The sequence below is a fragment of the Streptomyces sp. NPDC059900 genome (assembly GCF_050270335.1).
Taxonomy (GTDB): Bacteria; Actinomycetota; Actinomycetes; order Streptomycetales; family Streptomycetaceae; genus Streptomyces.
This window is the reverse complement of record NZ_JBNNJZ010000399.1, coordinates 1-7,623: the sequence shown is the minus strand read 5'-3', so window position 1 is coordinate 7,623 and position 7,623 is coordinate 1. Positions and strand designations below refer to the sequence as shown.

The following is a 7,623-nucleotide window of genomic DNA, read 5'->3' as shown; positions in this document are numbered from 1 at the left end:
GATGCTCGTCCGGGCTGGTCTCGCACCCGGCTAGCGCTGATCGTGCAAGACCTGCACCCCCGCCGGGGGCCAGGCGACGTGAGCTAGGAATCCCCCGCTTCAGCCGGGGGAGGAGTCAAGCGAGGTAGGCCAGCCTTTCGCGTCGTACGGCATGGGCGAAACCGTCGCCCGCGGCCCAGCGGCCGAGTTCGGCGACGGCGAGATCGGCGAGGCGCCCCCATTCGTTGCCCTGGGAACCGGCCAGATGGGGGGTGATCATGACGTTGTCGCACTCCCACAACGGGTGCTCGGGAGGCAGGACTTCGGGGACGGTGACATCGAGGACGGCCCGGATGCGCCCGGCGAGCGCGGCCTCGGTGAGGGCGTCCTGGTCGAGCACCGCTCCGCGGGCCGTGTTGACGAGCACGGCCTGGTCACGCATGGCGGCGATCAGTTCACGGCCGACCAGGCCGCGGGTGGCGGGCAGCAGCGGGGTGTGGACGCTGACGACGTCGCTGTGCGCGAAGAGCTCCTCGATGCCGACCGGTCGGACACCGAGCGCCCGGGCTTCCCCGTCGGACACGTACGGGTCGTGCAGGAGGACGTCGAGGTCGTAGGGGCGCAGGAGTTCGATGACGCGGCGGCCGATCATCGAGGCGGAGAGGATGCCGACCGTACGGCCGTAGTTGCCCACGCCGTGCGAGAGGCCCAGCCAGTCGTCGCGGCGCCGCAGGGCCTTGAACTCCCGTGCGCGTTCCATGACGTGTTTGCCGGTGAGCAGGATCATCGCGACGGTGTACTCCGCGACGGGCAGGGCGTTGGCCGCCGCCGCGGACGACACCTCGATGCCGCGCTCCCAGCACTCCGGGGTGATGTGGCCCCGTACCGAGCCCGCGGTGTGCACGACGGCCCGCAGCCGGGGCGCGGCGGCGAGCGCGGCGGCGTCAAGCGGCGGGCAGCCCCAGCCGGTGACCAGGACCTCCGCCTCGCGGAGCACGGCGCGGGCCCGCTCGGTGGTGAAGTCGTCCAGGACGGTGTCCGGCACCAGATCGCAGACGTGCCCCAGGGCGGTCAGGGCCTCGGGGCCGAGCACGGCCGTGGCCGCGTCCGGCGCCATGGCGAGCGCGGTACGCGGACGGTGGCTGCCGTTGTTCAACAGATTCCCTTTCACATGGCTCACTTGACCGAGCCCGCGGTGAGGCCCGACTTCCAGAAGCGTTGCAGCAGCATGAAGGCGAGGATCAGCGGAAGGACCGCGAGGAGCGAACCCATGATCACCACGGGGTAGTACTCGGGCGAGACGGTGGCCGAGCTGTTCCAGGTGTAGAGGCCCAGGCTGACCGGGTACAGCTTCTGGTCCGAGAGCATCACCATGGGCAGGAAGAAGTTGTTCCAGATGGCGGTGAGCTGGAAGAGGAACACCGTCACGACGCCGGGTCCCAGCATCCGCAGGGAGACGCGCAGATAGGTGGTGAGCTCCCCCGCGCCGTCCATCCGGGCCGCTTCGAGCACTTCGTCGGGCACATAGCCCTGGCTGAAGATCCGCCCCAGGTATACCCCGAACGGGTTGAAGAGGACCGGGATGAACACCGCCCATAAGGTGTCGACGAGGCCCGTGGCCGAGGCCATCAGATACAGCGGAAGCGCGAGCACGGTCTGCGGCACCATGACCGCGGCGAGCACCAGGCCGAAGACCTTCTCCTTGTGCGCGAAGCGGTACTTGTCGAAGGCGTAGCCGCAGGCGACGCTGACCAGCGCGCTGATCGCGGCGCCCAGGACGGCGTACAGGAGGCTGTTGGTGTACCAGCGCCCGTAGAGGCCGCCGTCCATCGCGAACAGGTCGCGCAGGTTCTGTGCGAAGGAGAAGTCGGTCAGCGAGAAGAAGTTGCTGCTGAACAGCGCGTCCCGGTTCTTGGACGCGGCGAGGACCAGCCACAGGACGGGCAGCAGGGTGTAGAGCACCGCGATGCCCACCACGGTGTTCACGACGGTGCGGCCCAGGAGGCGGGGGCGGCCCGCGGTGAGGGTCTCGGCGCTCATCGCGCGGCCTCCTTCTGGGAGCGGTTGGTCCAGCGGGTGACGCCGTAGGACAGGGCGACCGTGCAGATCAGCAGGATCACCGAAGCGGCGGCGGCCAGGCCGTAGTTGTTGCGGGTGAAGGCCGCGTCGTAGATGTACATGCTGGGCGAGAAGCGGGAGTTGATCATCGGGGACGACTGGCTGAGCAGCATGGGTTCGGTGAACAGCTGCATGGCCCAGATCAGGGTGAACATGGCGACCATGACGATCGAGGAGCGCACCAGGGGTGCTTTGACCCGCAGCGCGGTGCGCACCGGTCCCGCGCCGTCGACCACGGCGGCCTCGATCACTTCCCGGGGCACGGCCTGCAGGGCGGCGTAGAAGATCACCATGTTGTAGCCGAGGTTGCTCCACAGGGCGATGTTCACGATCGAGGGCAGGACGGTGTTCACGCCGAGGAAGTCGATGGTGATGTCGCCCTTGGAGAGCAGGTCGACGACCGGGCTGAGCCCCGGCGTGTAGAGGTAGAGCCAGATGAGGGCCGCGATGATGCCCGGCACCGCGTGCGGCAGGAAGAGTCCGAGCTGGGCCCAGGCGCGCAGCCGTACGACGCCGGAGTCGAGGAGCAGGGCCAGGGCGAGGGCGCCGATGACCATGAGCGGGATGTAGATCAGGCAGTAGAGGACGACCGTGCCGAGGCTGCCCAGGAAGGTGGGGTCGGTCAGCACGGCCGTGTAACTGCGCAGGCCCACGAAGACGGTGCGTTCGGGGCCGAAGCCCAGGCCCGGCTGGTCGTCGCTGAAGAAGCTCAGCCAGACCGCGGTGCCGACGGGTATGAGGAAGACCGCTGTCAGCAGGATCAGGAAGGGGGTCATCAGGACGCCGCACGCCAGGTGTTCGCGGCGTCGTGCACGCGTGCGGGCGCGGCGGGCGGTGGCGGGGGCGTCGGGGGTGCGGGTGGCGGGGGCGGGGGGCGCGGTCGTGGTCATCGGGGGTCACCTGCCTCTCTGCTGGTGCTCGTCGCGTCCGGGGGGCCGGGGCGCGCAGGGGCGCTCGGCCCGGTCATGTGCTGTGCTCGGTGGTGGCCAGGCCAAGGGCCCTGAGGTCCGGCATGGTCCCGTCGTGCGCCGCGCGTACGGCGTCGAGGATCGAGCCCTTGCCACCGCCCGCGCGGGCGAAGCCGTCCTGCATCACCCGCTGGGTCGCGGTCATCCGCGGGCCCCAGACCCAGCCGTCGCGGATCGTCTCGGCCTGTTCCTCGAAGAGGCGGTAGATGTCCTGGCCCGCGTAGTAGGTGCGGTCGAAGGCCTTGCGGCCCACGGGGACCAGGTCGGGGACGGCCGGGTACTGGCTGCTGGTGCCGCTGGAGAGACGGGCGCGCAGGGCGTCGGGGTGCGAGACCTGCCACTCGATGAACTCCATGGCGGCTTCCGGCTGCACGCTGTCCTTGGTGACGGCGAAGGTGGAGCCGCCGTGGGTGCCGACGACCGGCTTGCCGGGGTCCCACTGCGGGAGCGGGGCGATGGCCCACCGGCCCTTCTGGCCCGGTCGGGCGTTCATCTGCGATCCCGCGTCCCAGGCGCCGCTGAGCCGGGCCAGGACCAGGCCCTCGCCGAGCTGTGCGTCGTAGTGCCGGCTCTCGGTGGCGTTGGCGAAGAGCAGGTCCTCGTCGACGAGGCGCTGCCAGTATGCGGCGACCTTGCGGGTGGGCCGGTCGGTGAGCGAGACGTTCCAGGCGCCGTCGCGGGTGTCGAACCACTGGGCGCCCGCCTGCCAGGCCCACGCGGCGAACTGGGTTCCGCCGTCGGTGGGGAAGACCGCGATGCGCCGCTCGCGCGCCTTGTCCCGTACGGTGCGGGCGGCCTTGGCGAACTCGTCCCAGGTGCGCGGGACTTCGATGCCGTAGTCGTCGAACAGGTCGGTGCGGTAGTGCAGGACCATCGGCTCCACGTCGAGCGGGACGGAGAAGACCCGCTTCTCGAAGGTGGTCAGGCCAAGGGCCTGCGGCAGCAGCTTGGCGCGCAGCCGCTCGCTCATCAGCGAGGTGATGTCGCGTGCGACGCCGTCGATGGCGAAGCCGGGGATCTGCGGGTACTCGATGGTGGCCACGTCCGGGGCGTTCCCGGCCCTGGCGGCGTTGCTGAGCTTGGCGTAGCCGCCCATCGCACCGGACGGGATCTGCTGGAACTCGACCTGGATGCGGTCGTGTGTCTTGTTGAACGCGTCGACCACTTCCTGGCTTCCGCGCAGTGCGGACCAGAAGGTGACGCGTGTGGTGCCGCCCCTGCCGCGCGACGTGCCGCCCGTCCTGCCCGAACAGGCGCTGAGCGCACCTGTCATGGGAGCGGCGGCTGTCACGGCGAGCAGGGACCGGCGGCTCGGTCGACCAGGCATGGGTGGGCGCCTCCCGCGGCTCTTGTTCGGGACACGGGAATCCTGATCGCATGACTGATGGCGGTCAATAGATCGATCAAAAGAAACTAAAGCGGTCAAACGATCCCTACGTGTGCGGTGGATCCCCTGACCTTCAGCTCGGGCAGGAGCTGCGCCCGCTGGGCCGGTCCGGCGCCCGGGCCCGCCAACTCCTCCAACCTGCGCAGCAGAAGCCCGGCCGCCGTGCGCCCGACCTCGTACTTCGGCGGGGACACCGCGGTCAGCGGAGTACTGCCCAGCGCGGCCACCACGTCGTCGTACGCCACCACCGAGCAGTCCTGCGGCACCCGCACGCCGTGGTCCGTCAACTGCTGCACCAGCATCAGCGCGTCGACGTCGCCGTGCAGCACGGCCCCCGTCGCCCCGCGCTCGCGCAACCGCGCCGCGAGGTCGAGCGGCTCGCGCACCCGGCCCGGCCCGGCGTTCGCGGCGCTGAGCATCACGGTCCAGTCCTCGATCTCGGGCCGGGACGCGGCGATCTCCGCGAAGGCGGCACGCAGCGCACGGGCCGTCGGGCTGTCGTCGCGGGCGGCCAGGACGATCCGCCGGTGGCCGAGCCGCACGAGGTGGTCGACGGCGAGATGGATGCCGTACCAGTGGTCGGTGCAGACCGAGTCCATGGTGTGCAGCGCACTGCCCCCGCGCGGTCGGCGCTCCATCAGGACCGTGGGCACCCCCGACGCGGCCAGCCAGGCGTAGTCCGCCTCCTCCTCGTGCGCGGTGCGCCAGCGCGGAGCGATGAGAAGCCCCTGCACCTCCTCGGCGAGCACCCGCTCCACCAGCGGCCGTTCGGCGCCCTCCACCTGCGGCGCGATATGCAGGACGACCCGCATCCCGGCCTCGTACAGGGCGCTTCGGGCCCCGTGCATCGTCTCGTAGAGGTAGGTGTGGCGCTCGGGCACCATCAGCGCCACGGCCCCGCCCTGCCCGGCCGGCCCGGCGCCCCCTGCCACCGGCTCGGCACGCGGCGTGCCGCGCTCCACGGCGCCCACCGAGCGCGCGATGCCGTGCCCGCGCCGCAACTTGCCCTCGCTGGCGAGGTCTTCGACGTCCCGCCTTACCGTGATCACGGAGACCTCGAGATCGTCGGCGAGATCACTCAGCCGCGCCTCGCCCCGCGACTCCACGACCGCGAGTATCCGCTGCCGCCTGACGTCCTTCGGCTCCCGCATGCTGCCGACCCCCTCGCGGTGTACCCGCCGGTTGTTCGTTTGAACGCTTCCGCTGGAGGATATCGATCAGCGTCGCGCCTGTGTCCAGGTCGGCGATGTCCGTCACTGGCGGCTGAGCGCCCGTGTGATGCCTGCCGCCACCGTGGTGACGAGCACCCAGCCCGTGGCGACGAGGAGATACGAGAGCCACTGGTACCAGCCCTGCGGCGCGAAGGCCGCCTCCTGCCCGAAGCCGATGATCGGCAGGAGCAGGTCCAGGGTGTAGAAGACCGGGTTGAAGTCGGGGGCCTCGTCGGACTTCAAGGCGGGCGGACGTTGCAGGGCGAAGGCGAGCGCACCGGCGAGCAGCAGGACCAGCAGCCATCCGGCGGCGCGCATCGGCCGGAATCCGTAGCCGACCGTCACGTCCTGGAGGTGGCCCCACATCCTGGCGTAGGGGGGCAGGGTGCGGCGGTGGCGGCGGAGCCTGGCCAGCTGCACGGTGCGGGCGGCTGCCTCGTCGCCCACCGTGCGGTAGGCGGCGGCCAACTGCTCGTAGCTCTGCGGGAGATAGCCGGCCGCCTCGCGCTCGAGCAGCGGCAGGCGCTGGTCCGCGGGCAGGTGCGGGGCGAGCCGCTGGTATCCGAGTCCGTCGAGCTTGACCTGGCCCGGCCACACTTGCGGGGGCACGTGCAGCAGGTCGAGCTGGGAGCGGCGCAGGTTCACCGTCCCCTCGATCGGAGCGGCTTCCCGCAGCCACAGCTCGCCGATGACGCAGCTGCTGGCCCGCAGGGCCGTGGCGCCGGGGTGGGAGAGGCGGGCGTAGGCGAGATTGACGTGCCGGGGGATTCTGGCGCCGCTGAGGTTGAGGGTGCCGCGGGCGCGCAGCCGCATGGCCCGCAGATCGGTGCCGACCGAGAGGGTCTCGGCGTGCAGGGCGACCGCGCCGGGAGCGTGCAGCTCGGCGTCGTCGAGGTTGACTAGGCCGCCCACGCTGGCGCCGTTCAGCCGGACCTGGCCGTGCGCCACCAGGCCGGCGGCCCATACGTCGGTGCCGATCACCGCGTGGTTCAGTTGCAGCACCGGTTCCGCGGCCTCCCCGGGGCCGGGCGCGTCCGGGGTGTCCGGCGGGGGTGTCCCGCCGGGAGCGTCCGGCGTGCCGAGTTCCGCCCCGTTGGCGAAGAAGGCGCCGCTGATCTGTGCGCCCGCGAGGCGTACGGGGCCCGTGATGCGGCTGCACGTGATGCGCAGGACCAGCTCGACCCGCAGGGTGCCCGCCGTGAGACCCGGCAGGACCGATTCGCTGAGCACCAGGGCGCGGACCTGCGCCCCGTAGAGGTTCGGGGTCTCCTCGAAGTGGCAGGACCGCAGCCGTACGGGGTGCTCGACCGTCCCGTACATGAGGTCGAGCCGCCCGGTGATCCGGGCGCCCCACAGTTTCAGGCCTGCGATCTCGCCGTCCCGTGTCGGGCCGTCGATCAGCAGGGCCCGCAGCACCTCGGCACGCACCGTGCGCTCGGGGCCCCAGGACCCGCCGGCCCGCGGGTCCTCGTCGGGGCTCTCGCGGAAGTCGACGCCCTCGCCGAGCGCGAAGGCCTCCCGGACGCGGACCTCCGCCGGCGTCGGGTCGGTGATCTCCATCAACGGGATGCTGTCGCGGGCGTGTTCGGGCTGTCAACCACGGGCCGGCGCCCGCCGCCCCGACCCGATTCAAAATGGGAACCATTTTCATATAGCCTCGGCGCCGCACCGCCGAGAAAGGAACCGGATCCCCATGGCCGTACCCAAGCGGAAGATGTCCCGCAGCAACACCCGCCACCGCCGGGCCCAGTGGAAGGCGCTCCCCCAGCAGCTCGTACCGATCACCGTCGACGGCTCCGCCTACCTGGTGCCCCGGCGGCTGGCCAGGGCCTACGAGCGCGGCCTGCTGGGCCCCGGGGACTGACGGGCCCGCAGCACGCCGGGCCCCGGTGAGCGGCTTTTGCCGTGATGGCCGGGGCGGGCGCCCGCCGGGCGAGTGGAAGTCGGGCGGGTTCACCAC

The 7,623-nt window shown here is 71.3% G+C and carries 7 protein-coding genes; 1 reads left to right on the top strand and 6 read right to left on the bottom strand.

Translation table 11 applies throughout. The features are described 5' to 3' along the window. Positions 1-115 precede the first annotated feature (115 nt). The 6 genes from ACQKIP_RS33950 to ACQKIP_RS33925 all read right to left on the bottom strand — a co-directional run bounded on the left by ACQKIP_RS33950 (position 116) and on the right by ACQKIP_RS33925 (position 7,223). A complete protein-coding gene (locus tag ACQKIP_RS33950) occupies positions 116-1,096 on the bottom strand; it encodes a hydroxyacid dehydrogenase (protein WP_365859850.1) in 981 nt (326 codons plus the stop codon). A gap of 59 nt (positions 1,097-1,155) precedes the next feature. Beyond that, positions 1,156-2,019 carry a carbohydrate ABC transporter permease gene (locus ACQKIP_RS33945; RefSeq protein ID WP_365859451.1) on the bottom strand — a complete coding sequence of 288 codons (864 nt, stop codon included), beginning with the start codon at positions 2,017-2,019 and terminating at the stop codon, positions 1,156-1,158. Continuing rightward, positions 2,016-2,987 (bottom strand): carbohydrate ABC transporter permease, encoded by a 972-nt coding sequence (locus tag ACQKIP_RS33940; RefSeq protein ID WP_365859453.1) that lies wholly within the window; start codon positions 2,985-2,987, stop codon positions 2,016-2,018. The genes ACQKIP_RS33945 and ACQKIP_RS33940 overlap by 4 nt, the downstream gene beginning before the upstream one ends. Before the next feature lie 73 nt (positions 2,988-3,060). Then, positions 3,061-4,392, bottom strand: coding sequence for an ABC transporter substrate-binding protein (locus ACQKIP_RS33935; protein ID WP_365859455.1), 1,332 nt, complete (start codon positions 4,390-4,392; stop codon positions 3,061-3,063). A gap of 95 nt (positions 4,393-4,487) precedes the next feature. Then, positions 4,488-5,603, bottom strand: coding sequence for a substrate-binding domain-containing protein (locus tag ACQKIP_RS33930; protein ID WP_365859457.1), 1,116 nt, complete (start codon positions 5,601-5,603; stop codon positions 4,488-4,490). A gap of 102 nt (positions 5,604-5,705) precedes the next feature. After that, entirely contained in the window at positions 5,706-7,223 is a 1,518-nt protein-coding gene (locus tag ACQKIP_RS33925) for a membrane-associated oxidoreductase (RefSeq protein WP_365859459.1), read from the bottom strand. 133 nt (positions 7,224-7,356) lie between these two features. Here ACQKIP_RS33925 and rpmF point away from each other — a divergent pair, with 133 nt between their 5' ends. After that, on the top strand, positions 7,357-7,527 hold the full coding sequence (gene rpmF / locus ACQKIP_RS33920; RefSeq protein WP_365859461.1) for a 50S ribosomal protein L32: 171 nt from the start codon (positions 7,357-7,359) through the stop codon (positions 7,525-7,527). The last annotated feature ends 96 nt before the right edge of the window (positions 7,528-7,623 follow it).

Excerpts from the sequence above, each read along its gene's own strand:
- ACQKIP_RS33925 (WP_365859459.1), bottom strand. The coding sequence starts at position 7,223 with ATGGAGATCACCGACCCGACGCCGGCGGAGGTCCGCGTCCGGGAGGCC.
- ACQKIP_RS33940 (WP_365859453.1), bottom strand. The coding sequence starts at position 2,987 with ATGACCACGACCGCGCCCCCCGCCCCCGCCACCCGCACCCCCGACGCC.
- rpmF (WP_365859461.1), top strand. The coding sequence starts at position 7,357 with ATGGCCGTACCCAAGCGGAAGATGTCCCGCAGCAACACCCGCCACCGC.
- ACQKIP_RS33935 (WP_365859455.1), bottom strand. The coding sequence starts at position 4,392 with ATGCCTGGTCGACCGAGCCGCCGGTCCCTGCTCGCCGTGACAGCCGCC.
- ACQKIP_RS33950 (WP_365859850.1), bottom strand. The coding sequence starts at position 1,096 with ATGGCGCCGGACGCGGCCACGGCCGTGCTCGGCCCCGAGGCCCTGACC.
- ACQKIP_RS33945 (WP_365859451.1), bottom strand. The coding sequence starts at position 2,019 with ATGAGCGCCGAGACCCTCACCGCGGGCCGCCCCCGCCTCCTGGGCCGC.
- ACQKIP_RS33930 (WP_365859457.1), bottom strand. The coding sequence starts at position 5,603 with ATGCGGGAGCCGAAGGACGTCAGGCGGCAGCGGATACTCGCGGTCGTG.